This window comes from Streptococcus sp. FDAARGOS_522, assembly GCF_003812445.1.
Lineage (GTDB): Bacteria > Bacillota > Bacilli > Lactobacillales > Streptococcaceae > Streptococcus > Streptococcus agalactiae.
In genome coordinates this window covers 149,555-176,432 of the sequence record NZ_CP033808.1, presented here as the reverse complement: position 1 = coordinate 176,432, position 26,878 = coordinate 149,555, and the positions used below count along the sequence as shown (strand labels likewise).

At 35.1% G+C, this 26,878-nt stretch carries 29 protein-coding genes and 2 other annotated features; of the genes, 8 read left to right on the top strand and 21 right to left on the bottom strand.

The window, feature by feature from the left end; translation table 11 throughout:
* Positions 1–149: 149 nt before the first annotated feature.
* The 6 genes from rpmA to EGX70_RS00870 all read right to left on the bottom strand — a co-directional run bounded on the left by rpmA (position 150) and on the right by EGX70_RS00870 (position 4,955).
* The gene (rpmA, locus tag EGX70_RS00895; protein WP_000916503.1) at positions 150–443 is read right to left on the bottom strand and encodes a 50S ribosomal protein L27; all 294 of its coding nucleotides are present in this window, start codon (positions 441–443) and stop codon (positions 150–152) included.
* Between the two features lie 21 nt (positions 444–464).
* Positions 465–803, bottom strand: a complete 339-nt coding sequence (locus tag EGX70_RS00890; RefSeq protein WP_000588480.1) for a ribosomal-processing cysteine protease Prp — start codon at positions 801–803, stop codon at positions 465–467.
* Between the two features lie 6 nt (positions 804–809).
* A complete protein-coding gene (rplU, locus tag EGX70_RS00885) occupies positions 810–1,124 on the bottom strand; it encodes a 50S ribosomal protein L21 (RefSeq protein WP_000109135.1) in 315 nt (104 codons plus the stop codon).
* Between the two features lie 34 nt (positions 1,125–1,158).
* Positions 1,159–1,238: a sequence feature (ribosomal protein L21 leader region), on the bottom strand.
* Between the two features lie 75 nt (positions 1,239–1,313).
* Positions 1,314–2,492 carry a CapA family protein gene (locus EGX70_RS00880; protein WP_000101240.1) on the bottom strand — a complete coding sequence of 393 codons (1,179 nt, stop codon included), beginning with the start codon at positions 2,490–2,492 and terminating at the stop codon, positions 1,314–1,316.
* 101 nt (positions 2,493–2,593) lie between these two features.
* Positions 2,594–3,808 carry a tRNA uracil 4-sulfurtransferase ThiI gene (thiI, locus tag EGX70_RS00875; RefSeq protein WP_001200110.1) on the bottom strand — a complete coding sequence of 405 codons (1,215 nt, stop codon included), beginning with the start codon at positions 3,806–3,808 and terminating at the stop codon, positions 2,594–2,596.
* A gap of 1 nt (position 3,809) precedes the next feature.
* Entirely contained in the window at positions 3,810–4,955 is a 1,146-nt protein-coding gene (locus EGX70_RS00870) for a cysteine desulfurase family protein (protein WP_000638897.1), read from the bottom strand.
* 246 nt (positions 4,956–5,201) lie between these two features.
* On the opposite strand from EGX70_RS00870, the gene EGX70_RS00865 reads away from it, so the two are divergent.
* The gene (locus EGX70_RS00865; protein ID WP_000033716.1) at positions 5,202–5,654 is read left to right on the top strand and encodes a DUF6556 family protein; all 453 of its coding nucleotides are present in this window, start codon (positions 5,202–5,204) and stop codon (positions 5,652–5,654) included.
* A gap of 43 nt (positions 5,655–5,697) precedes the next feature.
* Here EGX70_RS00865 and gorA read toward each other — a convergent pair whose 3' ends face one another.
* The 6 genes from gorA to EGX70_RS00835 all read right to left on the bottom strand — a co-directional run bounded on the left by gorA (position 5,698) and on the right by EGX70_RS00835 (position 11,803).
* Entirely contained in the window at positions 5,698–7,047 is a 1,350-nt protein-coding gene (gene gorA / locus EGX70_RS00860) for a glutathione-disulfide reductase (RefSeq protein WP_000043877.1), read from the bottom strand.
* A gap of 174 nt (positions 7,048–7,221) precedes the next feature.
* Complete coding sequence (locus tag EGX70_RS00855; protein WP_000024627.1) at positions 7,222–7,557, bottom strand: YlbF/YmcA family competence regulator; 336 nt, start codon at positions 7,555–7,557, stop codon at positions 7,222–7,224.
* Between the two features lie 83 nt (positions 7,558–7,640).
* Positions 7,641–8,807, bottom strand: coding sequence for a chorismate synthase (aroC, locus tag EGX70_RS00850; protein ID WP_001269902.1), 1,167 nt, complete (start codon positions 8,805–8,807; stop codon positions 7,641–7,643).
* Positions 8,808–9,875, bottom strand: coding sequence for a 3-dehydroquinate synthase (aroB, locus tag EGX70_RS00845; protein WP_001195735.1), 1,068 nt, complete (start codon positions 9,873–9,875; stop codon positions 8,808–8,810).
* 93 nt (positions 9,876–9,968) lie between these two features.
* Positions 9,969–10,646, bottom strand: a complete 678-nt coding sequence (aroD, locus tag EGX70_RS00840) for a type I 3-dehydroquinate dehydratase (protein ID WP_000707048.1) — start codon at positions 10,644–10,646, stop codon at positions 9,969–9,971.
* The gene (locus tag EGX70_RS00835; protein ID WP_001037600.1) at positions 10,646–11,803 is read right to left on the bottom strand and encodes a class I SAM-dependent rRNA methyltransferase; all 1,158 of its coding nucleotides are present in this window, start codon (positions 11,801–11,803) and stop codon (positions 10,646–10,648) included. The genes aroD and EGX70_RS00835 overlap by 1 nt, the downstream gene beginning before the upstream one ends.
* A gap of 134 nt (positions 11,804–11,937) precedes the next feature.
* Between EGX70_RS00835 and EGX70_RS00830 the strand changes: the two genes are divergently transcribed.
* Entirely contained in the window at positions 11,938–14,082 is a 2,145-nt protein-coding gene (locus EGX70_RS00830) for an LTA synthase family protein (RefSeq protein ID WP_000721261.1), read from the top strand.
* A 241-nt stretch (positions 14,083–14,323) separates the two neighbouring features.
* Here EGX70_RS00830 and rplT read toward each other — a convergent pair whose 3' ends face one another.
* The 5 genes from rplT to EGX70_RS00805 form a co-directional block, all read right to left on the bottom strand.
* Positions 14,324–14,683, bottom strand: coding sequence for a 50S ribosomal protein L20 (gene rplT, locus EGX70_RS00825; RefSeq protein ID WP_000124839.1), 360 nt, complete (start codon positions 14,681–14,683; stop codon positions 14,324–14,326).
* 57 nt (positions 14,684–14,740) lie between these two features.
* Positions 14,741–14,941 (bottom strand): 50S ribosomal protein L35, encoded by a 201-nt coding sequence (gene rpmI, locus EGX70_RS00820; RefSeq protein ID WP_001125940.1) that lies wholly within the window; start codon positions 14,939–14,941, stop codon positions 14,741–14,743.
* A gap of 39 nt (positions 14,942–14,980) precedes the next feature.
* The gene (gene infC, locus EGX70_RS00815; protein ID WP_000691023.1) at positions 14,981–15,511 is read right to left on the bottom strand and encodes a translation initiation factor IF-3; all 531 of its coding nucleotides are present in this window, start codon (positions 15,509–15,511) and stop codon (positions 14,981–14,983) included.
* A gap of 14 nt (positions 15,512–15,525) precedes the next feature.
* Positions 15,526–15,651 (bottom strand) — a sequence feature (ribosomal protein L20 leader region).
* 20 nt (positions 15,652–15,671) lie between these two features.
* A complete protein-coding gene (gene cmk / locus EGX70_RS00810) occupies positions 15,672–16,355 on the bottom strand; it encodes a (d)CMP kinase (protein ID WP_001084717.1) in 684 nt (227 codons plus the stop codon).
* Positions 16,356–16,365: 10 nt separating this feature from the next.
* Entirely contained in the window at positions 16,366–16,890 is a 525-nt protein-coding gene (locus tag EGX70_RS00805) for an SAG1386/EF1546 family surface-associated protein (protein ID WP_001085534.1), read from the bottom strand.
* 45 nt (positions 16,891–16,935) lie between these two features.
* Between EGX70_RS00805 and EGX70_RS00800 the strand changes: the two genes are divergently transcribed.
* Positions 16,936–17,133: a ferredoxin gene (locus EGX70_RS00800; RefSeq protein WP_000861357.1), complete on the top strand. Its 198-nt coding sequence runs from the start codon at positions 16,936–16,938 to the stop codon at positions 17,131–17,133.
* Here the strand turns inward: EGX70_RS00800 and EGX70_RS00795 are convergent.
* The 3 genes from EGX70_RS00795 to EGX70_RS00785 form a co-directional block, all read right to left on the bottom strand.
* Positions 17,120–17,611: an EbsA family protein gene (locus EGX70_RS00795; protein ID WP_000593175.1), complete on the bottom strand. Its 492-nt coding sequence runs from the start codon at positions 17,609–17,611 to the stop codon at positions 17,120–17,122. The two genes, EGX70_RS00800 and EGX70_RS00795, sit on opposite strands and share 14 nt — an antisense overlap.
* A 28-nt stretch (positions 17,612–17,639) precedes the next feature.
* Positions 17,640–18,860: a peptidase T gene (gene pepT, locus EGX70_RS00790; protein WP_000119585.1), complete on the bottom strand. Its 1,221-nt coding sequence runs from the start codon at positions 18,858–18,860 to the stop codon at positions 17,640–17,642.
* A 134-nt stretch (positions 18,861–18,994) separates the two neighbouring features.
* On the bottom strand, positions 18,995–20,629 hold the full coding sequence (locus tag EGX70_RS00785) for a polysaccharide biosynthesis protein (protein ID WP_000080009.1): 1,635 nt from the start codon (positions 20,627–20,629) through the stop codon (positions 18,995–18,997).
* Between the two features lie 123 nt (positions 20,630–20,752).
* On the opposite strand from EGX70_RS00785, the gene EGX70_RS00780 reads away from it, so the two are divergent.
* From EGX70_RS00780 to EGX70_RS00760, 5 genes are all read left to right on the top strand, one after another.
* The gene (locus EGX70_RS00780) at positions 20,753–22,207 is read left to right on the top strand and encodes a UDP-N-acetylmuramoyl-L-alanyl-D-glutamate--L-lysine ligase (protein WP_000628272.1); all 1,455 of its coding nucleotides are present in this window, start codon (positions 20,753–20,755) and stop codon (positions 22,205–22,207) included.
* Between the two features lie 155 nt (positions 22,208–22,362).
* The gene (locus EGX70_RS00775) at positions 22,363–23,157 is read left to right on the top strand and encodes an ABC transporter ATP-binding protein (RefSeq protein ID WP_000018233.1); all 795 of its coding nucleotides are present in this window, start codon (positions 22,363–22,365) and stop codon (positions 23,155–23,157) included.
* Positions 23,158–23,180: 23 nt separating this feature from the next.
* Complete coding sequence (locus tag EGX70_RS00770; protein ID WP_000719452.1) at positions 23,181–24,113, top strand: ABC transporter substrate-binding protein; 933 nt, start codon at positions 23,181–23,183, stop codon at positions 24,111–24,113.
* A gap of 15 nt (positions 24,114–24,128) precedes the next feature.
* A complete protein-coding gene (locus tag EGX70_RS00765; RefSeq protein WP_123947835.1) occupies positions 24,129–25,154 on the top strand; it encodes an iron ABC transporter permease in 1,026 nt (341 codons plus the stop codon).
* Entirely contained in the window at positions 25,151–26,152 is a 1,002-nt protein-coding gene (locus tag EGX70_RS00760) for an iron ABC transporter permease (RefSeq protein ID WP_000615149.1), read from the top strand. Before EGX70_RS00765 ends, EGX70_RS00760 begins: the two co-directional genes overlap by 4 nt.
* Before the next feature lie 28 nt (positions 26,153–26,180).
* Here EGX70_RS00760 and EGX70_RS00755 read toward each other — a convergent pair whose 3' ends face one another.
* The gene (locus EGX70_RS00755) at positions 26,181–26,834 is read right to left on the bottom strand and encodes a DUF1803 domain-containing protein (protein ID WP_000604060.1); all 654 of its coding nucleotides are present in this window, start codon (positions 26,832–26,834) and stop codon (positions 26,181–26,183) included.
* Between the last annotated feature and the right edge of the window lie 44 nt (positions 26,835–26,878).

Below are 26,878 nucleotides of genomic sequence, written 5' to 3'. Positions count from 1 at the left end.
TCATGAATTAGGACTATTTCACTGTAAAAGAACAACAAAGTTTATGAGTATTAATGATAAATCTCTTAACATATTGTCTTTTGTTACAAAATGAAAGCTCTGACAATAATAAAAGACCTTATGAATAGTCATAAAGTCTTAACTAGGCATTATTTTGCGATTGGGTAAACAGACACTTGTTTTTTATCGCGTCCTTTACGTTCGAAACGAACAACACCTTCAACTTTAGCAAAAAGTGTATCGTCCCCACCACGTCCAACGTTAGCACCTGGATAGATGTGTGTACCGCGTTGACGGTAAAGAATTGATCCACCTGATACTGTTTGTCCGTCAGCTGCTTTAGCTCCAAGACGTTTTGCTTGTGAATCACGTCCGTTTGATGTAGAACCTCCACCTTTTTTGTGGGCGAAAAGTTGCAAGTTAGCAAGATTCATTTTTAACATAATGTTGTGTCCTCTCTTAAATTAGTGTGTCATGACTATTGTACTAACAAATTCAGAAGAATCTTTAGACAGATTAGTCATTCCAAGAAGGTAAGACTCAAATAATAATTGAACCTTATCCTCTTTATGTTGTGGTATAGAAGATAAATCTATCTTCATATAACCACCTTCAACGTCATTGATAATCAATTGCGCTTGGCAGGTCGTTAAAGCCTCTAATGAATTAATAAAATTAATTGATAAAGTACTAACAGCTGCACAAATCACATCAAAGCCGTACTCGCCACTACCAGCATGACCGCTGATTTCAGCACTATAAAGATAGCCTGATTGATTACGAGTAAAAGTTGCTTTAATCATGAAAAATTAAGCGTTGATTGCGTTGATAACAACTTTTGTATAAGGTTGACGGTGACCTTGTTTACGGTGGCTACCTTTTTTAGGTTTGTATTTGTAAGAAACAACTTTCTTTTGTTTGCCTTGTTTTTCAACAGTACCAACAACAGTAGCTCCTTCAACAACTGGAGTACCAACTTTAGTTGTTTCACCACCAACAAGAACAACTTCGTTAAATGTAACTTCTGCTCCTGCTTCAACGTCAAGTTTTTCAACGTAGATAGCTTGTCCTACTTCAACTTTAACTTGTTTACCACCAGTTTTGATGATTGCGTATGTGCTCATGATGCACCTCCTATAAAAATTTCTTGTGAGGTTTCCCTCTGTGAAGACTCGCCTATAAATCGTGAGAGCCTTGCCCTACTTAATCTAACGATTTTCGCGCGGTTGCACAGGATGTGCATTTAGTCAACATTCAAATTTTATCATAAACTCTTTTTTTATGCAAGATAAAACAAAATAAAATTATCAACTTTACCACTTCAAATTAACTAACTCATTCATCTCCTTATATGCTTTATCAACTTTATCTTTCATAGTCTGATCAATCGTAGAACGTTTCTTACCACCTTCAATATAATCCTCTAAAACTAGCGTCCTATAATCATAAGCTGGAAAGCCTTCTTCAACATAACGGCCATTTGCTTTTGCTTCTACTAGTGTTGGATGCGCCTTAACTTTTTTAATTACTGTTTTTTGACCTTTTTTCTCTATTGTTACATCCATTAATAATCCTCTTTCTGTCCAGATATCATCAACTGTTTCTAAACGCTGATTTGAAATAAAATTTCCCATAGAGTAAATAATAAATTTTTTCTGGCCATCTTTTTTTATCACTTCAGACGGTTCAACAACGTGAGGGTGTCCTCCGAATATAATGTCTGCCCCCCATTTAATCATACTGTGATAAAGCATTACTTGTTCTGTAGTAGGTTTTTTTTGATATTCTATCCCCATCTGTGGCATGACAATGGTGATATCTGCTTCTTTTTCAGCCTTTTTAATATCTTGCTTAATCTTTTTAGTATCTAAATCAGACATATGTTTTTCATAGTCACTCTTTGAAACATTAGCTTCCATACCATTGTAGCCATACGAATAACCTAAAATAGCAATTTTAATACCATTTACATGCTTAATTAAGATATCTTCTTTATTTCTATCCTTTAAATAAACCCCAATAGTATCCAATCCCAGACGATTAAAAGTCTTGACAGTATTGATAGCACCTGCCAGTTGTGAATCCAGAATATGATTATGTGCTAAGTCAACGACATCATATCCAGTTTCTTTCATAGTAGTTGCAATCTCATTAGGAGCATTAAATAAAGGATAGCCCGCTAAAGGATATTCTGAACTAATCGTCCCTTCATAATCACCAATCGCTAAATCAGCGCTCTCAATCCAAGATTTTACCTCTTTAAAATAAGGAGTAAAATTATAAGTGCCGTCGGGTTGGCGCGCACTGGCATATAGTACATCGTGTAGTAAAATATCTCCGTTTGCAACCACACGTGCTGTTTTTACAGTATTGTTATTTGCAACCTTTTGCCCTTTAGATTGTGCTAAATCCCTAGATAATCCCAAAATAAAAATAGCAATAATAACGGCTACACAAAAAATAAGTGTTTTCTGATAAGGGATTCTTGCCATACTTGCCTCCTTTATTCGTATTATAGCATTTTTTATAACCTTATGACAGCGCAATCATTTTAATAAAAAACTACAGAATAAATCTGTAGTTTAAAAATTCATTATAATAAATCGTCAATCAAGTCATCAACATCATCACTATCTGCTTGAGGTTGAATAGTAGTTACCATAATCCCTGCAACTGCTCTCTCTACCAGACCTTCTACATCCATACGTTTCTCATACTGTTCTGTATTCTTAATTTTAGGGTTAGTTTTTGGGCGATCTGGTGCAAAAATCGTACAGCAATCCTCAAATGGTTGAATTGAAATATCAAAAGTATCTATTTTTTGAGCAATATCAATAATTTCTAGCTTATCCATCGTGACCACAGGACGAATAATCGGTGTTGCAGTGACAGCATTAATGGCTTGCATACTTTCTAGCGTTTGGCTTGCCACCTGCCCTAAACTTTCACCGTTAATAATAACAAGACCATTTCGGTTCTCACGAATACGATCTGTAATACGCATCATAAACCTACGTGTTAACGTCATCAAGTAAGCTTCAGGAGCTTTTTCCTTAATTTCCTCTTGAATTTCTGTGAATGGAACTTCAATAAATTGAATATTACCACCAAATTTTGTCAATTTACGTGTTAAATCATGTGCTTTTTTCAATGCACCTGGGCTAGTATAAGGAGGACTTGCAAAATGGACTGCTTCTATATCTACACCACGTTTTAACGCTAGGTAACCTGCCACCGGAGAATCAATCCCACCAGACAACATCAGCATCCCTTTTCCAGATGTTCCTACCGGTAATCCTCCTGCACCCCTAATATTCTCATATGAAATATAAGCAGCCTCATCTCGTATCTCGACTTTAAGATTGATATCTGGTTGCTTCATCTGAGCCTTAATATTTGGCAAGACTGAAAAAACGGCATCTCCTAAAGTATGATTTAGAGCACGGCTATCCAATTCAAATGAGTGGTCACTACGTTTTGCGGTAATTTTAAAAGTCATCCCATCTTTATAAACGGAAGTCATAATTTCCTGGACAGCTTTTACCAATGTATCAACATTTTTTTCTACTTTAAAAGATGGAGAAAAAGCTTGGATACCAAAAATCTCTTTTAAGGACTCTGCAACTTCATGATAATCTGTACCATTGAGATATACATGTCCTCTATCACGATCTGTTTTTACTGAAACATCTGGATAAATGGAGAGTACATGCTCCATATTATTTTTTAACTTATTGATGAAGCGCATACGGTTTTTCTTCTTAGTAGAGAGCTCTCCATAACGAATCATAATTTCTGAATACTGCATCTTATCCTCTAACTTTCTTGGTTTTTTCATAAACTTGTTTAAAAATAGTTAAAAATTGCTCTACTTGTCCCATATCATTGTCATCATCTAAGCTGATACGTACAGCAGTTTGGGCTAACTTAGTTGAAATTCCCATTGCTATAAGAGTTCCTGCTGGTTTACCTGCTTTAGAAGAGCAAGCGCTAGTTGTCGAGATAAAAATATCATGTCCCTCAAAGGCATGGACAAGAACTTCTCCTCGGACACCCTTGATACCAAACGTGATAATGTTAGGTGAAAAATCTTCCTTACCCGAAAATAACGTAATATCCTCATATTTGGCTAATTCATCATGAATAATGGTTTTCATTTTACTTATTTTAGGAATAGCTACTACTTCCTTGTCCATAACCATTCGTAAAGCTTTAGCAGTAGCTGCAATCCCTGCGACATTCTCAGTAGTTGAACGTAAATCAGATTCTTGTCCACCACCTGTTAGTAATGGTGAAATACGTTTTCCTTCTTTAATATATAGAAAGCCAACCCCACGAACGCCGTGAAATTTATGACTAGAAAAAGATGCAAAATCAACTCGCTCAGTCAAATAATCTTTAGTCGGTATCTTACCTATTGCTTGAACAGCATCAACATGAAACGATATAGTAGGTTTATCTGACAACAAGTCTGAAATAGCTTTTATTGGCTGAATAGAACCAATTTCATTGTTTATTGCCATAATTGAAATAAGAATCGTTTCTGGTTTAATTAATTTGACCAGTGCTTCTACGTCTACAAATCCTTTATCATCTACTGGCGCATAATCAATCTCAAACCCATACTCTCCAAGCCATTTAGCAGACTCTTTAACAGCTGGGTGTTCGATATCAGAAACAATAATATGATTTCCAAAATGTTGTTTCTCAAACGCAAGGCCCTTAATAACCCAATTATCGGCCTCTGTACCGCCAGATGTAAAGAAAATTTCATTTACTTTAAGCTCAAGTAAACTAGCAATTTGTTTACGGCTAGCCTCTAAAATCCGAGAAGATGTTGTTCCTAGCTCATGTAAACTTGAGGGGTTTCCATAGATTTTACTAGCTACTTCTTGATAAGTCCTTAAAACTTCTGGATAGGGAATAGTAGTTGCCGAATTATCAAAATAAATCATAAATCTGTCCTTCTAAAGTCAATCAGTGTTATTATAGCATAATTTCCCTACTATTTATATTAGTTTGTGAACATCCCAAAATAATATTTATGATAATTCTCATAATTTATCACAAAACTCACTACCCATTACACTAACATAGCTTAATAACCTAGGTTGCTTATTTAAATGTTTAAAATTATTTTTTCTTTAGCTTTTTTTAGGATAAAATCATATAATAGTTGATGTACATTTAAGGAGGGCGTCATGTCAAAAGGATATTCAAGACAACAGAAAAAGTCTACTAAGACTAATACTGATTCAACTCAATCACCCGCTAAGCATATAAAAACAGGTTTTTCTGCACTTCAAAAAACAATTGCATTAGTCGGTAGTGTTTTAAGTATTATTGTTGCCTCTATTACTATTACTAATGCGATTAATAATCACAAAGACTCTAGTAAGACTGATTCTTCTACTTCAAAAACCGTCATTATAAGAGAAAGTGGACAAAATTCTAGTAACCAAGTTTCTACTGAAAAAGATGAGACAAGGGCATCATCCAGCCAAACACTAGAAAATTCCTCTGCTAGTAGTACTCCGAGTAGCAGTTCAAATTCTGCTGCCAATAATGATCAAACATCATCTAGTACTAACAATGATCAAACAAATAATACTACTACCGATACCTCAACTATTGGAAATACAACAACACCTTAAAAAAAGCTAGGTTCCCTAGCTTTTTTTGTATTCTTTGATAGCATTAGCGCATTGTAACAAATTCCTCAGATCCAGTTGGGTGAATAGCAACGGTATCATCAAAGTCTGCTTTAGTAGCCCCCATTTTGATAGCAACTGAAAAACCTTGAATCATTTCATCAATACCATAACCAACACCATGAAGCCCAATAACTTTTTCCTCTTTTCCTAGGGTTACGAGCTTCATCTTAACTGCTTGGCGATTAGTGGTAACAGCCGTATACATAGAGGTAAAAGTTGATGTATAGACTTTGATATTATCTTCTCCAAATTGCTCGATAGCTGCTGCTTCTGAAAGTCCTACCGTCCCAATTACAGGGTGAGTAAAAATAACTGAAGGTACGTTATGGTAATCTAATTTTTCGTTATCTTTATGATTAAAAAGTCTTTCTGATAAGCGACGACCTGCTGCAATTGCTACCGGTGTCAAGGCAATTTTCCCATTAACATCTCCAATAGCATACACGCCATCTACAGAAGTATTCTCAAATTCATCTGTTTTGATATAACCTTTATCATTTAAAACAATATCGGTATTTTCAAGTCCCATGTCTACATTTGGTCCACGGCCGATAGCCCATATTACACGATCAACGACAAGCGTTTTCCCATTTTCAGCTTCAAAAATCAACTTGCCACCTTCATCGCGTTTAAGAGATTTAGGTACATGTTTAGCATGCAAAGAGATACCTGATTTCTCCATTTCAGCCATAACCTCACTTGTTACCATGTCATCAAATCCGCGTAGAATATGGTCTTTTCTAAATGCAAGATGGGTTTCAACGCCTAATTCATTAACCACTCCAGCAAGTTCCGCCGCGATATAGCCCGCCCCAACAATCAATATAGAATTTGGTAAGGTCTCCCATCCAAAAAAATCATCAGAAGTCTCACCAAGTTCACTTCCAATAATATCAGGGTAAAGAGGGTGTCCACCTGTTGCAATAGTAATGTGAGGAGCTTTATATTGCTGACCATTCACTTCAATAGTATGGTTATCAATAAAACGAGCAAATCCATCAATCTTTTCGACCCCATTACGCTCAAAATTAGCGGCATACGACTGTCTAGACCGCTGCACGTAAGCATCGCGATTAGCTTTTAGAGTAGTAAAATTAAAACTAAGATTATTGGCTTCAAAACCATAACCTGAACTATACTTATGGAGTGTCTCAGAAACTTGTGCACCATACCACATGATTTTCTTCGGTACACAACCTAAGTTAACACAAGTTCCACCTACTTGTCCACCTTCAATTAACAGGACTTTTGCTCCATACATGGCTGCCCTATTAGCGGTACCACTGCCTGCACTACCTCCACCAATAACGATATAATCATATTGTTTTGACATTACTCTCTCCTTGAATCATTGATACCTATACTCTATCACAAAGTGTTTACAGTCACAATTTTCTGCTACGTAGAATGCAAAACCAATATAATGTAGGCAATGCTAGTTCAGTAGACTATCATAAATTGAAATATTACAAAAGAGAAAACTCAAGGAGCTCTCTCTTTTATACTATTACATTAAGTCCTGCATGGGTGCAAAGACAATTTTTTCGATATCAGACATATAGACAGACAACCGTTGTTGTTGGTCAAAATAAACTTTTAAAAGGTCATTGGATTCAATTTTTTCCCCAAGTTTAGACATTTCATCTTGTTCTTCTTGACTTGGCATTTGGCCAGATTGCATCATTTCTTGAACTTTTGATTGGGTAGCCAAAAAGTCTTGCCAAAGCACTTGTGCATCCGCATCACTTTCAATAGCTGCTTTTGCAGTTAAAACTGCTTGGTATTCTGGTAAAGCACGAACAGCACGTTCTAATTCATTTGCTAAATCATATACATTAGCCATAAGTTACTCCTTTTTCTACTTGAACTTACCACTATTGTAGACTTTTATACCTTTTTTTGCAATTGAATGCTACTAGTTTTCACTTAAAAATGATTAACATAATTGCGATATAGTTTTACAGCTTCTTTTAGTTCATACATGTTGTCTGAAGAAAATTTTTCTAGCACTTCTGTCACCAGGACGGTGGCTACTACAGCTTCCATAACGACACCTGCAGCCGGAAGTGCCGTGGGATCAGAACGTTCCACTGTAGCTCTATAAGGCTCGTGAGTATCAATATCAACTGACATTAGTGGCTTGTAAAGCGTAGGAATTGGCTTCATTACTCCCCTAACGACAATAGGCTCTCCATTAGTCATACCGCCTTCAAAACCGCCTAAATTATTTGACTGACGTATATAACCTTGGTCCTTTGTCCATGATATGGAGTCCATTACTTGACTTCCTTTTAAAAAACCTGACTTAAAACCTAGACCAAATTCAACACCTTTAAAAGCATTGATAGATACAACTGCTTGCGCTATCTTAGCATCTAACTTTCTATCCCAGTGTACATAAGAGCCTAAACCAACGGGAACTCCTCCAACGATAGTTTCAATCACTCCTCCGATAGTATCTCCAGCCTTTTTCACACTGTCAATATAATCCTTAATTTCTTGTTCAAATGATGGATTGACGATAGCTACTTGCGATTGACTAGATAACACTTTGATTTGTTGAACTGTTAGCTTATCAGGGACAGTAATCTCTTTGCCACCGAAAACTACAATATGGTTAGCAATTTCGATACCAATTTCTTTCAAGATACGTTTAGCAATCGCACCAATAGCTACTCGCATTGTGGTCTCACGAGCCGAAGAACGCTCTAAAGCATTTCTCAAATCATCAAAACGGTATTTGATTCCACCTACTAAATCTGCGTGCCCAGGTCTAGGATGCTTAATACGACGTTTTTGCTTTAGACGTTCTTCAATGTCTTCGACTGACATGATGTCCAGCCATTTGCTATGATCCTTATTAGTTACTGTCAGTGTAATAGGTGAACCCAAGGTTTTTCCATGGCGCACACCAGAACTAATGATCACTTGATCAGTTTCAATTTTCATTCGATTCCCACGACCATAACCACCTTGGCGGCGTTTTAAATCTTCATTAATATCTTTAGCAGATAATTTCAGTCCCGCAGGAATCCCTTCGATAATAGCTGTTAAACTCGGTCCATGTGACTCACCAGCAGTTAAATATCTCATCTATTTCTCCAAATAATCTCTCATTTCTTCTAAAGGTATTTGGTGGACTGTTGCACTACCTAATTGAGGCAGTATAACAATTTTAATAAATTGTCCACTTGCTTTTTTATCATGACTCAATATGTCAAATAAGACGTCCTTATCCCATTCCGCATAGTGGACCGGAAGGCCAAATTTTAAACACATATTATAAATATCTTGACTGATACCTCTTGGCATAAGATTTTTACGCTCAGCCACACGGGAAAGCTGGATCATTCCAATTGCAACAGCTTCTCCATGCATTATTTCTCCATAGCCAGCATGTACTTCGATAGCATGACCGATAGTGTGGCCAAAATTTAAATGCATCCTTAACCCTTTATCGTATTGATCAGCTAAAACATGCTTTCGTTTAACTTGACAAGAGTGATAAATAATAGCTAATGCATTATCAAGGATACTATCAATAGACCCATCCATCTCTTCTAAGATATGCCAGAGTTTTATATCATCAATCAAGCCATATTTGATGACTTCTCCCATACCTTCAACTAATTCACGATTGCCCAATGTTTTTAGAGTAACAGGATCTATCAGTACACCATCAGGTTGTGCAAAAGTACCTACCATATTTTTAGCGAATGAAGTGTTGACTCCTGTTTTTCCGCCAATGGAAGAATCAACCTGTGCTGTTAAACTAGTTGGAATTTGAAGAAAATGGATTCCCCGCATATAAGTAGAAGCAACAAACGCTGCTAAATCTCCGACAACGCCTCCACCAAGTGCAATGATCCCATCGCTTCTGGTCATATGATGCTTTGCTAAAAAACCATAAATACGATTAGCAACTTCCAAAGTTTTACTAGCTTCACCCGCAGCAAAACTAAAAACATGTACTGTAAAACCTTGTTTTTTTAACTGGTTGACAAGCGACTCCCCGTATAATATTTCTACGTTACTATCTGTGATAATAGTTATCATTTGTTTCTGCCATAAATGTGATACCCAGTCACCAGCCTCAGAAAAACATCCTTCTTCAATTTTGATATGATAAGAGTGATTCGGTAAGTCAACTTCAACCTGCATTCTAATGTCCTCTCATGTTTGTTTTAATAAGACAAAAACCCTAAGCAATTGCTAGGGATCTCATCAGTATATTTAACATTTTGTTATCTCGTATCAGTCAGCGTCAAGCAATGCTTTGACACGCTTCATCTCTGAAATAGTAATTTGTCCGGGTGCGATAGATGAATCTAAATATGCAAATGTCCAACTAGATCCAGTTACATCACCAGCAAAACGAGAAATACGTCCAATTTTACTCATAGATACCGTCGCATAAACTTGATCAGGATTAATAGTCTTGAAACCGCGAGTGTAATTCATAACGTCTAAGACATCTTGTTCATTCTTTGGCATTACTGCGATTTTCACAACTCGTGGTGCTAGGGCTGTTAATTCTGAAAATATCTCCATAATATTCTCCGGTGTCTCTTGAAAATTGTGATAAGACAGGACTAAATTTGGAAATTCTAGCATTTCTTGAAAAACTTCTTTATGTGAAAAATACTCAAAATCAATATAATCTGGATTGTAGATAGAATTAATTTTCTGGATTAGCTCAACATACTCAGCATCAGATAAGACAATATTACCACCTTCACGCGTTGTACGAAGAGTAAAAATAATTTCATGACCTGCGAATTTCTCAAAAATAGCTGGAGCTACATTAATAATGTCATCCTTTGGTAAGGCATCAGCTCGCCATTCAATAATATCAACACTATCAAATTTTGATAAATCTATTTCTTGAGCCTCTTCAAGACTGCGAGGCATTACTGGTACTACTATTTTCATTATTTTACCTTTATTGTAAATACTTTTAAATAATTACTTTGTTGGTCCTTATCATTTACAGTGAAATCTTCAGGCAACTGCTGTAAGCTAATGTAATTATGTGAAGCTTTACCAAACCCCTTTTCCAATTGTTTCTTAAATTGTGATACGGTTAGATTAGCTGCGTTAGTTGATGCAATGATAGTTCCACCAGGGGTTAAAATATCTAAAGCTTGTTCAATTAATTTATAGTAATCTTTAGTAACCGAAAAAGTTTGTTTTTTATTTCGAGCAAAACTTGGTGGATCAATAACAATCACATCATATGATAGATGTTTTCTTTTGGCATACTTATAATATTCAAAAACATCCATAACGATAAATCGATGGTTATCTGTGACAATCTGATTAGCATCAAAGTGTGCTTTTGAAAGTTCACGCGAGCGTTTTGCTAAATCAACAGAAGTTGTCTCTAATGCTCCTCCAACAGCTGCAGCTACAGAAAAAGCCGCAGTGTATGAAAACATATTTAGAACTTTTTTACCTTCTGATAGATTAGTTGCTAAGGCTTTTCTGACATCATGTTGGTCAAGGAAAATACCTGTCATTAATCCATCATTCAAAAAGACACTATATTTGATATTATTTTCTAAAATCAAAAATGATTCAGGAGCCTCTTGACCGTACAAATGAGCACTTTCAAAGTCTAAACCTTTGAAACGAATTTTTTCATATGCCCCTTTAATATTAGGATAGACCTGCTTAAAGGCTGCAACAATCATTTGTCGATTAGTATAAACAAATTCATTGTACCACGAAAAAAGAGCATAGTCACTATAAAAATCTATAGTTAGGCCACCAAAGTTATCTCCATCCTGATTAAACAAGCGGTAGGCTGTTGTTTGACTGGATTTTTCAAATTTTTGACGCTTCTCTCTAGATTTTTCGAATAGCGATACAAAGTAATCATGGTTAAAATCAAAAACTTGTCTTGATAGTAACCAACCAATACCTTTATTTTGTGGTGAAAGATAGGCCATCCCTAAGAATTGATTTGACTGTGAAAAAAGTTGAACCAACTGGTTAACTAAACTGGTATCAAAATCTTTTTTTTCCAGTAACTGAGCACCTGATTTGATTTTTCTTTCAACGACAGAATTCACTTTAAGTTTATTCATAAACAGTATTATAACAAATTTTTATCTTTTTTCATACTGAATTCGACCTTTCTTTACCGTATGTTACAAAATTTTATGTTATAATTTAATCTGAGATTTTATCTTTAGGAAAAAAATTAAAGGAAGTTCCTACTGTGAAAAAAATTAAAGATTTTGCTAGCCGTGCGATCAATACACGACTCGGCTTTATTTTATTGTTAGTAGTTATATATTGGTTAAAGACAATTTGGGCTTACCATACTGATTTTAATTTAGGTTTAGAAAATTCCTATCAGTTGTTTTTGACCATTATAAACCCCATCCCCTTAGGACTCTTAATCATAGGTTTGGCCTTATATGTTAAGCGAACCAAAGCTTTTTATATTACCGCTTTTATCACCTATGCTATCGTAAATATCCTTCTAATTGCAAACGCAATCTACTATAGAGAGTTTTCCGATTTCATTACAGTTAGCGCCGTCTTGGCTAGTAGTAAAACTTCGGCTGGCCTTGGAGACTCTGCTCTTAATCTATTGAGAATTTGGGATCTTGTCTACGTTTTCGATTTCATTATCCTTATTTTCTTGTTTGCAACCAAGAAAATCCACTTAGATGATCGTCCATTTAATAAACGTGCTAGTTTTTCTATCACAGCTTTGTCTGGTTTACTCTTTTCAATTAACTTATTCTTAGCTGAAATTGATCGTCCAGAACTACTAAGTCGTGGTTTTTCAAACACCTATATTGTTAAAGCTCTTGGCTTGCCATCATTTTCGATTTATAGTGGTAATCAAACTTATCAAGCACAGAAAGAAAGAAATGGTGCCACTGCACAAGAATTAGCGACTGCCAAAAAATATGTAGCAGAGCATTATGCCAAACCCAATCCAGAATATTATGGTATCGGAAAAGGGCGAAACGTTATCATGATTCACTTGGAGAGTTTTCAACAATTCTTGATTGACTATAAATTAAATGTTGATGGTAAAGAACATGTGGTTACTCCATTTATTAACAGCCTTTATCATTCGAAAGAGACTATTTCCTTCTCTAACTTCTTCCATCAAGTCAAAGCTGGTAAGACATCCGATGCTGAAACACTCATGGAAAACTCACTTTTTGGTCTAAGTAGTGGTTCATTCATGGTTAATTATGGTGGTGAAAATACACAATTTGCTGCTCCACATATCTTAGCTCAAAATGGTGGTTACAGTAGTGCGGTCTTCCACGGAAACGTCGGAACATTTTGGAATAGAAATAATGCTTACAAACAGTGGGGTTATGACTACTTCTTTGACTCTAGCTACTTCTCAAAACAAACCAAAGATAATTCATTCCAATACGGTTTGAATGATAAATATATGTTTGCTGACTCTATCAAATATCTAGAGCACATGCAACAACCGTTTTATACTAAATTTATTACAGTAAGTAACCATTACCCTTACACAAGTTTGAAGGGAGAGTCTGACGAAGAGGGATTCCCACTTGCAAAGACTAACGATGAAACGATTAACGGTTATTTCGCCACAGCAAACTACCTTGATACAGCTCTTAAATCATTTTTTGAATATCTAAAAGCTGCTGGTGTGTATGATAATTCTATTATTGTAATGTATGGGGATCACTACGGTATTTCTAATACACGCAATCCTAGCTTAGCTGAATTATTAGGTAAAGACCCTGAAACATGGTCTGAATACGACAACGCTATGTTACAACGTGTTCCATATATGATCCACATTCCTGGCTATTCAAAAGGTTTTATCAGTAATACATACGGTGGTGAGGTAGATAATTTACCAACTTTACTTCATATTCTAGGAATAGATACGTCTAAATATACTCAGTTAGGACAAGACTTATTATCTAAAGATAATAAACAAATGGTCGCTATGAGAACAACTGGTCAGTATATTACTCCTAAATACACTAACTATAGTGGACATCTCTATTACACTGATTCAGGACAAGAAATCACAAATCCTGATGAAACAACTAAAGCTGAAATAAAAGCTATTCGAGATGCTACTAATAAACAATTATCTACAAGTGATTCGATTCAAACTGGAGATTTACTACGATTTGATGAAAACAATGGTTTGAAAACTGTAGAAGTTGAAAAATTCAATTACACACATTCTCTTAAAGCACTCAAAGCTAAAGAACGTAAATTGAAAGATCGTTCAACAAGCATATACAGCAAACATAACAACAAATCAACAGTTGATCTCTTCCATGCTCCAAGTTACTTGGAATTGCAAGATCCTAATAAGACACATAAAACATCTAAAAAATAATCCTTGCCATTTAAAGTTTAATCCACACCTCAATCCAACGATTGAGGTGCTTTTTATACGGAATAATACTATAAAACAATAAAAATCAAAAAGGAAAATTATAACAATAATAAAGATATCGAAATAAAACAAAAAAGTTTCATTCTACATATATAGAACGAAACTTTTCACTAAAATTATAATATAGGTACTTTCTTTCTAGTAATTAAAAAAAGTTAGGCAAACCCAACTTTTTTAATTCTTATTTACCAAGTTTAGCTTTAGCTGCATCTGCAAGAGCTGTGAAAGCTGCTGCATCGTTAACTGCTAAATCAGCAAGCATTTTACGGTTAACTTCGATTTCAGCTAATTTCAAACCGTGCATCAATTGTGAATATGATAAACCATTCATACGAGCAGCCGCATTGATACGAGTGATCCATAATTTACGGAAGTCACGTTTTTTCTGACGACGGTCACGGTATGCATAGTAGTAAGAATTCATTACTTGTTCTTTTGCAGTACGGAACAAGATATGTTTTGCACCATAGTAACCTTTAGCTAATTTAAGTACGCGTTTACGACGTTTACGTGAAACAACTCCACCTTTAACACGAGCCATTTATATTTCCTCCAAATAATCCTTTATAATATGTAGTAAATGTTTACAGAGACCTTATTATTTAAGGCGAGTAAGCATTGCTTTAATACGTTTGAAATCTCCTGATGAAACCATAGTAGCTTTACGAAGATGACGACGTTGTTTTTTAGTTTTACCGTGGAAACGGTGTGAAGTAAACGCGCGGAAGCGTTTCAATCCACCTGAACCTGTGCGTTTAAAGCGTTTAGCTGATGCGCGGTGTGTTTTTTGTTTTGGCATTTTAAATTCTCCTCTTAAATAATACTATAAAGTCGACAATTATTTCTTGTCTGGAATTGGTGCAAGTTGCATAAACATTTGGCGACCATCCATCTTAGCTCTTTGCTCAATAATAGCGATATCTTGTGTCGCTTCAGCAAATTCCGCCAATACCTTTGCTCCAATTTCTTTATGAGTAATCATACGTCCTTTGAATCGGATAGAAACTTTAACTTTGTTACCTTTTTCAAGGAACTTACGACCGTTACGAAGTTTTGTTTCAAAATCCCCTTTATCAATAACTGGGCTAAGACGAACTTCCTTAACAGTAACAACGCTTTGTTTTTTACGTTGTTCTTTTTGTTTCTTTTGATACTCAAATTTGAACTTACCATAGTCCATAATTTTCGCAACAGGTGGTGTAGCTTGTGGCTGAATTAAAACCAAATCAACATTAGCATCATCTGCAATTGCTTGAGCTTCAGACAATGGTTTAATACCTAATTGTTCACCCTCGAGACCAACCAGACGAACTTCACGAACGCGAATTTCATCGTTAATGAATAGATCTTTTTTAGCTATGATCTTCACCTCTTTATTTTTTTAGAGAAAAACGAAAGCGGACTTGATAAATCAAGCCCGCACATATAATCTTCCTAGATGGAATCTTGACATGTTGGGCCAGACAACCTAAGTCGCAAGGCGAGAAGTTCTCACTTCTGCTTTTCTCATTGCAACTAGTATATCATGACTAATTCTTCATGTCAATTATTTTTTCTGCTTTTTCTTGGATAAAAGTTACAACACCTTCAATTGATACTCCTGTAGTATCAAATTCAATAGCATCTTCTGCTGCCTCTAATGGTGAAACTTCTCGATGGCTATCTTTATAATCACGAGCAGCAATTTCTGATTTCAGTGTTTCAAAATCACTCTCAATGCCTTTTTCTTGATTTTCTTTAAAGCGACGCTCAGCTCTTTCATCAACAGAAGCCACTAAAAAAATCTTTAATTCTGCATCTGGCAAAACAACTGTTCCTATGTCACGACCATCCATTATAATAGCACCATCTTTGGCTATACGACGCTGCTGGTTTACTAACTCTTCACGAATCTCTGGAATAGCAGAAACCCACGAGACATTGTTAGTAACATCGTTTTGACGGATAGCTAAAGTAACTTCTTCTGTGCCAAGAAAGACTGTCTGGCTGCCATCTTCTGCTTTACCAAAAGAAATCGGTCTTTCAGCTAGGAGTCCTAAAATTTTCGAAACATCTTGTGCTTCATATCCATGCTGTAAAGCCAGATAAGTAGCACAACGATACATAGCACCTGTATCAAGGTAAGTGTAATTCAAATTTTTAGCAATAATCTTAGCGACAGTACTTTTTCCACTTGATGCTGGTCCATCAATAGCAATATTAATTGAGTTCATAATCCTCCCCTTAATTTACAACCACAGGATCGCCTGGATTAGCATACCAATACCCTGAGGTCATATGACCAGGATTAAGTTCTTGTAAACGAGCAACTGAGATACCTGCACGAGCAGCTATGGAGGCTGCTCCCTCACCTGGTTGAACTACGATTGTTCCACCGTTTACTGAAGATGATGTCGATGTCTCACTCGAACTTGCTACTGTACTAGAAGATGTTGTTGATTTATCACTAGTTTTAGTTTTTGATGATGAGGTTGTTTTCTTACTTGTAGATGCTTTTTTCGTTTTAGAACTATTAACTTTTTGACTTGAAGCACCATAAAAACCAGAAGTTTCTTTTGCTCTGTCTTCTCCTCTATTTGAAGTATAAAATACTATAAATAAAATAGCAACGACAATAACAAAGAATGCACTCAAGAAAGCGGTAATCCAAGGAGTACTTGACACCACACCTCTACTCGTTCTTGTAATTTTGTCTTTTCTATGACTATTGTTTTCCACAACTTTTTTTTCCCATGGTTTTTTCGCCATGACTTCCCCCTTGTTAATCGTATCAATAAGTATTACAATAATACTATGAAAGTTGCACTAATTCCAGAAAAATGTATTGCCTGCGGGCTTTGCCAAACATATTCAAATATTTTTGATTATCAAGATGATGGTATCGTTAAATTTTCCGATACAGATAACCTAGAAAAAGAAATTCCAAATTCTGATCAAGATACTGTTTTAGCAGTTAAATCATGTCCCACCAAAGCTCTTACGATTTTGTAAGAGCTTTTTTATCGTAGCGATAACATTCAAAATAATCCATTTTAATCAAATTATCGAGAAGCTCCACTTCTCCCTTAAATTTAGGTTCAATAGCTAGTGCATCTAAAAAATATTTTTTAGGCCATTTTCGCATGTAAAAAATACGCTCATGGTTATTATTAAATTTGATAGTGACACTTGATTTAGTGACCTCAATTTTAGCAATATCTTCAATTGGAAACTTAGATCGTCTTAAAAAGTTAAAAGATACAATCCTAAGATATCCATCTTCTTCAATAACAAAATAGCGATGAAATCCAATGCCCACTAAAACAATAAAGATGGCAAATAGAACAAATACCTGACTCGGAATCTCAGTTCTTTCATATAGCAGAGATAAACCAATAAAAATTGGTGCAATGGCTATTGACCAATAAATAATAGCCCAAGAAAGTTCAGGTTGCCAGTGATAACGTATCTTCCCAAATAATTTTATCATTTAACCACTCCAATCTGATATTTCTTTACTAATCCTTAGCAACGATGCCTAAAATAACATCAACTGCTTTTTCCATTGTTTGTAGACTAACAAATTCAAAGCGTCCATGCATGTTTTCACTACCTGCAAAAAGATTAGGAGTAGGGATTCCCATAAAGGAAATTTTAGAGCCATCTGTACCACCACGAATCGGTTCTATGATTGGCTTGATGTCTAACTCTTCCATTACTTCTTTAGCAATGTTGATAGGTGTCATGTCTTTTTCAATAACTTTCTTCATGTTGTAATATTGATCGTATAGTTTAACCTTTACACGTTCAGATTGTAATGCTTCATTCATATTATCAGCGATATCTTGAGCCAATTGCTTACGTTTTAAGAAATCAACTTCCTCAAAATCTCGAATGATATATGAACTTTTAGCTTGATCAACTGTTCCACTTAAATCATATAAGTGATAAAATCCTTGATAGTCATCTGTTTGTTCAGGACGTTCATTTTCTGGTAATTGACTATGAAAATCCATAGCAAGCTGTAAAGCATTAATCATTTGATTTTTTGCAGTTCCAGGGTGAACGTTTCGTCCTTCAAATGTAAGCTCTAAACCAGCTGCACTAAAGGTTTCATACTGTAATTCTCCTAGTGGTCCACCATCCACTGTATAGGCAAAATCAACATCAAAATCTTTAACATCAAATTTATCTGCACCTATACCAATTTCTTCATCTGGTCCAAAGCCAACTCTAATTTCACAGTGCTCAATTTCTGGATGCGAAGCCAAATATTCCATAGCTGTCATGATTTCTGCTATACCAGACTTATCGTCTGCTCCCAGTAAGGTTTTACCATCTGTTGTAATCAATGTTTGCCCATGGTAATTATTTAAATTTGGAAAATCTTTTGGACTTAAAATGTAACCTGAGTCTCCAAGTTCAATATCTCCACCTTTATAGTCAACAATTTGTGGAGTAATATTTTCAGCATTAAAATCAGCTGTATCCATATGGGATATAAAACCTATTTTATGGCGTAAGCGGTCGCTTGTAGCAGGTAAGGTTCCAACCAAATACCCATTAGAAGGTAAATAATGAACATCTTTTAAACCAATTGCTTCCATTTCTGGTTTTAAAACTGTTAAAGCAAAGTCAACTTGACTTTGAGTTGTTGGCGTTTGTGTACTATTAGGATTACTTCTTGTATTTATTTTGACGTATGTTAAAAATCGTTCTAAAAGCTTTTCGTAAGACATCTTTCACCTCATATTTCTCCATTTAATTATAACATAAAAATAAGCTCACTATATTGTGACTACCTTAAAATTTCACAAATAATTTTGGTCGTCAAAAAACTAGGTTAAACAATTCTGTCTAACCTAGTTTTTCATTAGTTAAGGTGCAACTTTCGGCGTAAGTCTTGAGCACGACTGCCAATCATCTTATCAAGTAGATGGGTGGCCAGTGCCATAAAGCCATATACCCCTAAACCTATTGCACCGATAACGATAATGTAAACTAGACTTACCAGTCTACTATCGGGTACAATAACCAGGTTCATTAACCATATTATCATAGAAATAATAAAGCTCATTAATAGCGTTAGAATAAGGACTAAAGCACTTGTACGACGAATAGCTTGGCGTTTAAATCCTGTAATTTCATGTATTTTCAAATACATAAGAATTACTGGGATACAAAGAGCTACTGTCGTTGAGAAAAGTGGTCCATAGGCATGGAAAAGGAAAATGGAGGGAACTTGTAAAATAACTTTTGCCGCCAGACCATATAGGAAGTAAATAATAGCTTTACGATTTTCAAACAATGCTTGTAGCATTGGTGCTAAAACAGTATAAATAGATAAAATAATTGTTTGAATAAGAGATATGACAAAAAGCCCTAAAGCTTGTCCCTGCGGTAACCCATAAAAGACTGTATACAAAGGTTTTGCTAAAATAACGGATCCTGCAACAGCTGGCAGTAAAAACATTAGTAACATTTGTAAATTATTAACAACCAAACGAGCGGCGGCTTTTTTATCATTCTTAACAAAATTCTCTGTTAACAATGGAATACCAACTCCAGCAATTGCGGTAGCAACAGCAATTAGAATCATCGTAACTTTACCAGGGTTGCTTGAAAAGTAAGCAAACATAACCCGTAATTCTTCACTTGAATAATTCGTAAAGAGCGCCATCGTATTCCCAAATGAAAACTGATCAATCAATTTGAAAATTTGAATTGCTGCACCAGTAATAATAAAAGGGATTGCTTCCTTAACAGTCTCAATTAGTATTTCTTTAGTATCTAATTTAATGTGCTCTGGAGTTTTACCGATCAAGGCAGATAGCATATTATAACGCCATAAGAAATAAAGCAGCACAGCTATACTAGCAAACATACCGACAAAGGCGGCGAATGTTGACTGTGTCACAGCGGCAATATAATCTCCTGATCCTAGACGCATAATATAGAAAGCAGTTAATAACATCCATATGACACGTATAATCTGCTCAGCGACTTGACTAATGGCATACGGTTTTAAATTATTAAAACCTTGAAAAAAACCACGTAAAACACTCATTGAAGGAAAAACTAAAACAGCTAGAGTTAGACTACGCAATATTGGAACGAGTTCTTGTCCTCCTTTACTAAGTGAAGCAAATAGAGGTGAACCAATATACATAATTAATGCAAAAACTCCACCTAAAATCAGCATAAACTGCAAGATTTTCCGAACCAGGTAAATGCTCATCTCTTCTTTACCTAAAGTGTTATACTTAGATACCTGTTTTGCAACTGCTACTGGAATTCCAACAGTTGATATCAAAAGAAATAAAGCATAGATTTCATATCCCATCCCAAATAAAGCATTTGCTTCGGCAGCATGCTTTCCCATCCAAGCATACCAAGGGATAATATAGATGGCTCCCAGCAAGCGACTAATGAAATTCCCTGCTGTTAACCAAGCCGTCCCTTTGACCATTTGTTCTTGCTGACTAACTTTTGTTGTTTTTTGTGACATGGTAAACTTTCTATTTTCAATATTATTTAGCATTTAAAAGACAAAAATCTCAGAAATATCACTTTATTATAAACTTTTACCTTAGACTTGTAAAACGAGAACATAAAGTCTAAAATAAGGAGTATGATTACAATAGATAAAATTTTAGAAATTTTAAAAAATGACCATAATTTCAGAGAGATTTTGTTTCATGAGCATTATTATTATAACTGGACACAAAATGTAACTTTTAATGCCTTATCATATGATAGTCGTCAAATTTCATCTGATACTTTATTTTTCGCTAAGGGTGCTACTTTTAAAAAAGAATATCTAGATTCTGCAATCACAGCAGGCCTTTCTTTTTACGTTTCTGAGATAGATTACGGCGCCGATATTCCAGTGATATTAGTCAATGATATCAAAAAAGCCATGAGTTTGATATCTATGTCTTTCTATAATAACCCACAAAACAAACTTAAACTTCTAGCTTTTACTGGAACAAAAGGAAAAACAACTGCGGCTTACTTTGCTTATCATATGTTAAAAGTAAACCATCGTCCTGCTATGCTCTCAACTATGAACACAACATTAGATGGTAAATCTTTCTTTAAATCACATCTCACAACCCCCGAGAGTCTTGATTTATTTCGGATGATGGCTACAGCTGTTGAGAATCAAATGACACACTTAGTTATGGAAGTATCAAGCCAAGCATACCTAACCAAACGTGTTTATGGTTTAACCTTTGACGTTGGCGTTTTCTTAAATATTAGTCCCGATCATATTGGTCCTATCGAGCACCCTACATTCGAAGATTATTTTTTCCACAAACGGCTCTTGATGGAGAATAGCAATGCTGTTGTTGTAAATAGTCAGATGGATCATTTTAATATTGTCAAAGAACAGGTAGAATATATTCCTCATGATTTCTATGGAGATTATTCTGAAAATGTTATCACAGAATCACAGGCCTTTTCTTTCCATGTCAAAGGAAAGTTGGAGAACACCTACGATATCAAGCTGATTGGAAAATTCAATCAAGAAAATGCTATCGCAGCTGGACTTGCTTGTCTCCGACTTGGTGTTTCAATTGAAGATATAAAAAACGGAATTGCACAAACTACCGTTCCTGGCCGCATGGAAGTCCTAACACAAACCAACGGCGCAAAGATTTTCGTTGACTATGCCCACAACGGAGACAGTTTGAAGAAATTATTAGCTGTTGTTGAGGAACACCAAAAAGGGGATATTATATTAGTGCTCGGAGCTCCTGGTAATAAAGGTCAAAGCCGTCGTAAAGACTTCGGAGATGTCATTAATCAACATCCTAATCTACAAGTGATACTCACTGCAGATGATCCTAATTTTGAAGATCCCTTAGTTATCTCACAAGAAATAGCAAGCCATATTAATCGTCCGGTTACTATCATCATTGATCGAGAAGAAGCAATTGCTAATGCCAGTACTCTTACTAATTGCAAACTAGATGCAATTATTATCGCTGGTAAAGGGGCAGATGCTTATCAAATTATCAAAGGAAATCATGACAATTACTCTGGAGATTTAGAAGTTGCGAAAAAATACCTTAAACGATAAAAAAAGCTAAACAATAATGATTATTGATACTATTTTGAATCATTCTAAATAATTATCATTTTGTTCACATTTTTCTTAATTAATGCTAAAAAAGGCTTTTGTAAGCCTTTTTTCTATGTTATAATGAACTTAATTTTTTGCTAGAAAGGTTCTCTATGTCTCACATAAAAGCAGAAAACATTATTGTATCTTACGATCAGAAAGAAATCATCAATAATCTTTCCCTCAGTATACTTAACCAAAAAATAACAACGATTATTGGTGCCAATGGATGTGGAAAGTCTACTCTTTTGAAGGCTCTCACACGCATCCATAAAATAAAAGATGGTACTATCACTATTGATGGTCATGATATTGCACATTTACCCACAAAGGAAATTGCTAAGAAGATTGCACTTCTCCCACAGGTGTTAGAAGCAACTGAAGGGATAACAGTTTATGAACTAATATCTTATGGACGGTTCCCACACCAAAAATACCTTGGCAATTTGACAAATGACGATCGTAGTAAAATCCATTGGGCGATGGAAATGACTAACGTAGCGCAATTTGCTAATAGAGATGTTGATGACCTTTCAGGAGGTCAGAGGCAAAAAGTATGGATTGCTATGGCTTTAGCACAAGATACAGATACTATCTTTTTAGACGAACCTACAACTTATCTTGACATGAATCATCAATTAGAAGTCTTAGAATTGCTCAAAAAACTTAATAACGAAACGCAAAAAACAATTATTATGGTCCTACACGACCTAAACCTGTCTGCGCGCTATTCTGATTATCTAGTTGCAATGAAAACCGGTAAAATTATCTATGAAGGTAGTCCTAGTCAGATCATGACTAAAGATATTATCAAAGATATTTTTAAGATTGATGCTCATATCATTCAGGACCCTATTAGTAAACAACCTGTTTTGTTATCTTATCAATTATCAACTGATCAAAATTAATATTATTTAGGAGATGTTATCTTATGAAAAAAATTGGAATTATTGTCCTCACACTACTGACCTTCTTTTTGGTATCTTGCGGACAACAAACTAAAGAAGAAAGCACTAAAACAACTATTTCTAAAATGCCTAAAATTGAAGGCTTCACCTATTATGGAAAAATTCCTGAAAATCCGAAAAAAGTAATTAATTTTACATATTCTTACACTGGATATTTATTAAAACTAGGAGTTAATGTTTCAAGTTACAGTTTAGACTTAGAAAAAGATAGCCCCGTTTTTGGTAAGCAACTGAAAGGAGCTAAAAAATTAACTGCTGATGATACAGAAGCTATTGCCGCACAAAAACCTGATTTAATCATGGTTTTTGATCAAGATCCAAACATCAATACTCTGAAAAAAATTGCACCAACTTTAGTTATTAAATATGGTGCACAAAATTATTTAGATATGATGCCAGCTTTGGGGAAAGTATTCGGTAAAGAAAAAGAAGCTAATCAGTGGGTTAGCCAATGGAAAACTAAAACTCTCGCTGCCAAAAAAGATTTACACCATATCTTAAAACCTAACACTACTTTTACCATTATGGATTTTTATGATAAAAATATCTATTTATATGGTAATAATTTTGGACGCGGTGGAGAACTAATCTATGATTCACTAGGTTATGCTGCCCCAGAAAAAGTCAAAAAAGATGTCTTTAAAAAAGGGTGGTTTACCGTTTCGCAAGAAGCAATCGGTGATTACGTTGGAGATTATGCCCTTGTTAATATAAACAAAACGACTAAAAAAGCAGCTTCATCACTTAAAGAAAGTGATGTCTGGAAGAATTTACCAGCTGTCAAAAAAGGGCACATCATAGAAAGTAACTACGACGTGTTTTATTTCTCTGACCCTCTATCTTTAGAAGCTCAATTAAAATCATTTACAAAGGCTATCAAAGAAAATACAAATTAAAAGAAAGCTCCTCTTATGTTTAAAGCTTCAAAAAAACTCGTTCAAAAAAATAAGTCAAATCATTTTTGGCTTGTTTTTTTCATAACACTTATACTATTTCTTATTGGTTGTTACGCTAGCTTACGATTTGGTGCTATCAATTTCAAGACTAGTGATTTAATAACCGTTTTAAAAAATCCCTTAAAAAACTCTAATGCTCAGGATGTTATTTTTGACATTAGACTACCACGCATAATTGCAGCTATCTTAGTAGGTGCAGCTATGTCACAAGCAGGTGCTATTATGCAGGGAGTCACTCGAAACGCCATTGCTGATCCTGGACTACTAGGTATTAACGCCGGAGCTGGGTTAGCCCTTGTTGTTGCATATGCTTTTTTAGGGAGCATGCACTATAGTACGATTCTCATAGTCTGCTTACTAGGGTCTGTCATTTCTTGTCTTTTAGTCTTCACACTCTCTTATACAAAGCAAAAGGGTTACCACCAACTACGACTCATTTTAGCCGGAGCGATGTTCTCCACACTTTTTACGTCTGTCGGACAAGTGGTTACATTATACTTTAAACTCAATCGAACTGTTATCGGTTGGCAAGCAGGTGGTTTATCCCAAATTAACTGGAAAATGCTAATCATAATAGCACCTATCATTATTTTAGATTTACTTATTTCACAACTCCTAGCACATCAATTAACTATCTTGAGCCTTAATGAATCTGTGGCTAAAGCATTAGGACAAAAAACTCAATTAATGACTGCGTTTCTATTACTTATTGTTTTGTTTTTATCGGCTTCATCAGTCGCTTTGATAGGAACCGTTTCTTTCATTGGATTGATTATTCCACATTTTATTAAGCTTTTTATTCCCAAAGATTATCGTCTGTTATTGCCTTTAATAGGATTTTCAGGGGCTACTTTCATGATCTGGGTAGACTTATCATCTCGTATTATAAATCCCCCTTCAGAGACACCAATTAGTTCTATAATCAGTATCGTAGGGCTTCCATGTTTCCTATGGTTAATTAGAAAAGGGAAAAATCTATGATTCAAAAAAATAAAGCTCCTTTTGTTTTAATATCATCTGTCATTATCCTACTATTATTAATACTAGTATCAATTTCACTTGGCTATGCTAATACTTCCGTTATTGACGTTTTAAAACTAATAAGTGGAAAATCTGATGATGCCTTCCTTTTTATCATTACTAACATTCGTTTACCTCGTATTATTGTCTGTATCTTTGGGGGAGCTTCTTTAGGAATTGCTGGGTTGCTATTACAGACATTAACCAAAAATCCACTAGCTGATTCCGGTATTCTTGGTATCAATGCTGGAGCTGGATTAGTAATCGCTCTAACCATAGGAACATTTAATGTTAGTAATCCGACTATCTTATACTTTTTACCCCTACTTGCTATGTTTGGAGGGTTGGTAACTATTTTTCTTGTCTATCTTATGTCATACAGAAGAAATCACAATATTAGCCCTACACGATTAATCGTCACTGGTATCGGTATATCTACAATGATTTCAGGCATTATGATTTCTATTATTAGTCAGTCTAATAATCAAAAAATGGATATGATCGTTGAATGGCTTAGTGGAAAAATTACAATTAGTTCCTGGACTACCATTATCACTTTTATCCCGATTCTCATTTTGTTATGGGGATTAGCATATAGTCACAGTCGCCACCTTAATATTATGAACTTAAACGAGCAGACTGCTCTCGCTCTAGGACTTCATTTAAAAAAGGAAAGAATATATACTTTGGTGCTGGCAAGTAGCCTTGCTGCTATTAGCGTCGTCTTAATTGGTAATATTACTTTTATAGGCTTACTCGCTGGGCACTTAAGTAGACGACTATTAGGAAATAACCATAAAATTATACTACCTAGCTGTCTTCTTATTGGTGCTATTATCCTATTGGTATCAGATACTATAGGTCGTCTCCTCTTAGTTGGTACAGGTATTCCCACTGGATTGGTTGTATCAATAATTGGTGCCCCCTATTTTCTCTGGTTGATGACAAAAGTTGACTAAAAAAGACTGGACAAACTTCCAGTCTTTTTTATGTTAAGTAAATCTTTAAAGCTTCAACATCAAGTTTAGCATTTAAACGATAGGTAGTATCTTGGTTTAAGCTAATATATCCAAGTAATTCTAAAGCTTGGATAAAAATATCTGTACGTTTTTGCTTAACACTATCCTTGCGAAGAAATTTCAATATAAAGCTTGACATATATTTTAAAGCATATTCCGAATTAACATCTCCTAAAAGTTGATAAAGCTTTTTTTGTTCTCTTGAAAGTGGATAACCGTTAGTTAGTTTATAGAAATAATTAGAAAGAGTCAAAGTGTTTCTTTCAAAATCTGTCTCTTCTACAAATACCAAGTGATTGGTTTGGTTATCTAAATTTGTCACAAATTTTCGCTTCTGTAATAACTGATAGATTTGACTATCAGAATCTATGAAAACCAAATCATCTAATGCTAATCCATCCAGCGAACTCAGAAAAGGAAGGTTAAGACTGTAGCGTTTATTTTGGCGAAGGATATATCCATGATTAATATATTCTTCTAACAAACGGTCAATTTTAGAATAGTCTGTAAAGTGGGACTTTATTTGTCTTAGTGTTACATCATCATGTATCCAAAGATAGTTAATAAGCTCCTTAAAAAACTCTTGTCTTTCTAACTTTCCTGGATTAAACGTTAATATCATAAAAGCGCTCCTAAATGTATGACTAAAAAAACGGGACGCAGCCC

Bases quoted from the DNA above. Each gene is read 5' to 3' on its own strand.
- EGX70_RS00835 (WP_001037600.1), bottom strand. From the start codon at position 11,803: ATGAATAAACTTAAAGTGAATTCTGTCGTTGAAAGAAAAATCAAATCA.
- EGX70_RS00770 (WP_000719452.1), top strand. From the start codon at position 23,181: ATGAAAAAAATTGGAATTATTGTCCTCACACTACTGACCTTCTTTTTG.
- gorA (WP_000043877.1), bottom strand. From the start codon at position 7,047: ATGTCAAAACAATATGATTATATCGTTATTGGTGGAGGTAGTGCAGGC.
- pepT (WP_000119585.1), bottom strand. From the start codon at position 18,860: ATGTCTTACGAAAAGCTTTTAGAACGATTTTTAACATACGTCAAAATA.
- EGX70_RS00775 (WP_000018233.1), top strand. From the start codon at position 22,363: ATGTCTCACATAAAAGCAGAAAACATTATTGTATCTTACGATCAGAAA.
- EGX70_RS00890 (WP_000588480.1), bottom strand. From the start codon at position 803: ATGATTAAAGCAACTTTTACTCGTAATCAATCAGGCTATCTTTATAGT.
- EGX70_RS00805 (WP_001085534.1), bottom strand. From the start codon at position 16,890: ATGGCGAAAAAACCATGGGAAAAAAAAGTTGTGGAAAACAATAGTCAT.
- EGX70_RS00880 (WP_000101240.1), bottom strand. From the start codon at position 2,492: ATGGCAAGAATCCCTTATCAGAAAACACTTATTTTTTGTGTAGCCGTT.
- EGX70_RS00780 (WP_000628272.1), top strand. From the start codon at position 20,753: ATGATTACAATAGATAAAATTTTAGAAATTTTAAAAAATGACCATAAT.
- aroC (WP_001269902.1), bottom strand. From the start codon at position 8,807: ATGAGATATTTAACTGCTGGTGAGTCACATGGACCGAGTTTAACAGCT.
- rpmI (WP_001125940.1), bottom strand. From the start codon at position 14,941: ATGCCAAAACAAAAAACACACCGCGCATCAGCTAAACGCTTTAAACGC.
- cmk (WP_001084717.1), bottom strand. From the start codon at position 16,355: ATGAACTCAATTAATATTGCTATTGATGGACCAGCATCAAGTGGAAAA.
- EGX70_RS00755 (WP_000604060.1), bottom strand. From the start codon at position 26,834: ATGATATTAACGTTTAATCCAGGAAAGTTAGAAAGACAAGAGTTTTTT.
- EGX70_RS00765 (WP_123947835.1), top strand. From the start codon at position 24,129: ATGTTTAAAGCTTCAAAAAAACTCGTTCAAAAAAATAAGTCAAATCAT.
- thiI (WP_001200110.1), bottom strand. From the start codon at position 3,808: ATGCAGTATTCAGAAATTATGATTCGTTATGGAGAGCTCTCTACTAAG.
- EGX70_RS00865 (WP_000033716.1), top strand. From the start codon at position 5,202: ATGTCAAAAGGATATTCAAGACAACAGAAAAAGTCTACTAAGACTAAT.
- EGX70_RS00795 (WP_000593175.1), bottom strand. From the start codon at position 17,611: ATGATAAAATTATTTGGGAAGATACGTTATCACTGGCAACCTGAACTT.
- EGX70_RS00785 (WP_000080009.1), bottom strand. From the start codon at position 20,629: ATGTCACAAAAAACAACAAAAGTTAGTCAGCAAGAACAAATGGTCAAA.
- EGX70_RS00760 (WP_000615149.1), top strand. From the start codon at position 25,151: ATGATTCAAAAAAATAAAGCTCCTTTTGTTTTAATATCATCTGTCATT.
- rplU (WP_000109135.1), bottom strand. From the start codon at position 1,124: ATGAGCACATACGCAATCATCAAAACTGGTGGTAAACAAGTTAAAGTT.
- EGX70_RS00870 (WP_000638897.1), bottom strand. From the start codon at position 4,955: ATGATTTATTTTGATAATTCGGCAACTACTATTCCCTATCCAGAAGTT.
- rpmA (WP_000916503.1), bottom strand. From the start codon at position 443: ATGTTAAAAATGAATCTTGCTAACTTGCAACTTTTCGCCCACAAAAAA.
- EGX70_RS00800 (WP_000861357.1), top strand. From the start codon at position 16,936: ATGAAAGTTGCACTAATTCCAGAAAAATGTATTGCCTGCGGGCTTTGC.
- rplT (WP_000124839.1), bottom strand. From the start codon at position 14,683: ATGGCTCGTGTTAAAGGTGGAGTTGTTTCACGTAAACGTCGTAAACGC.
- aroB (WP_001195735.1), bottom strand. From the start codon at position 9,875: ATGCAGGTTGAAGTTGACTTACCGAATCACTCTTATCATATCAAAATT.
- EGX70_RS00855 (WP_000024627.1), bottom strand. From the start codon at position 7,557: ATGGCTAATGTATATGATTTAGCAAATGAATTAGAACGTGCTGTTCGT.
- aroD (WP_000707048.1), bottom strand. From the start codon at position 10,646: ATGAAAATAGTAGTACCAGTAATGCCTCGCAGTCTTGAAGAGGCTCAA.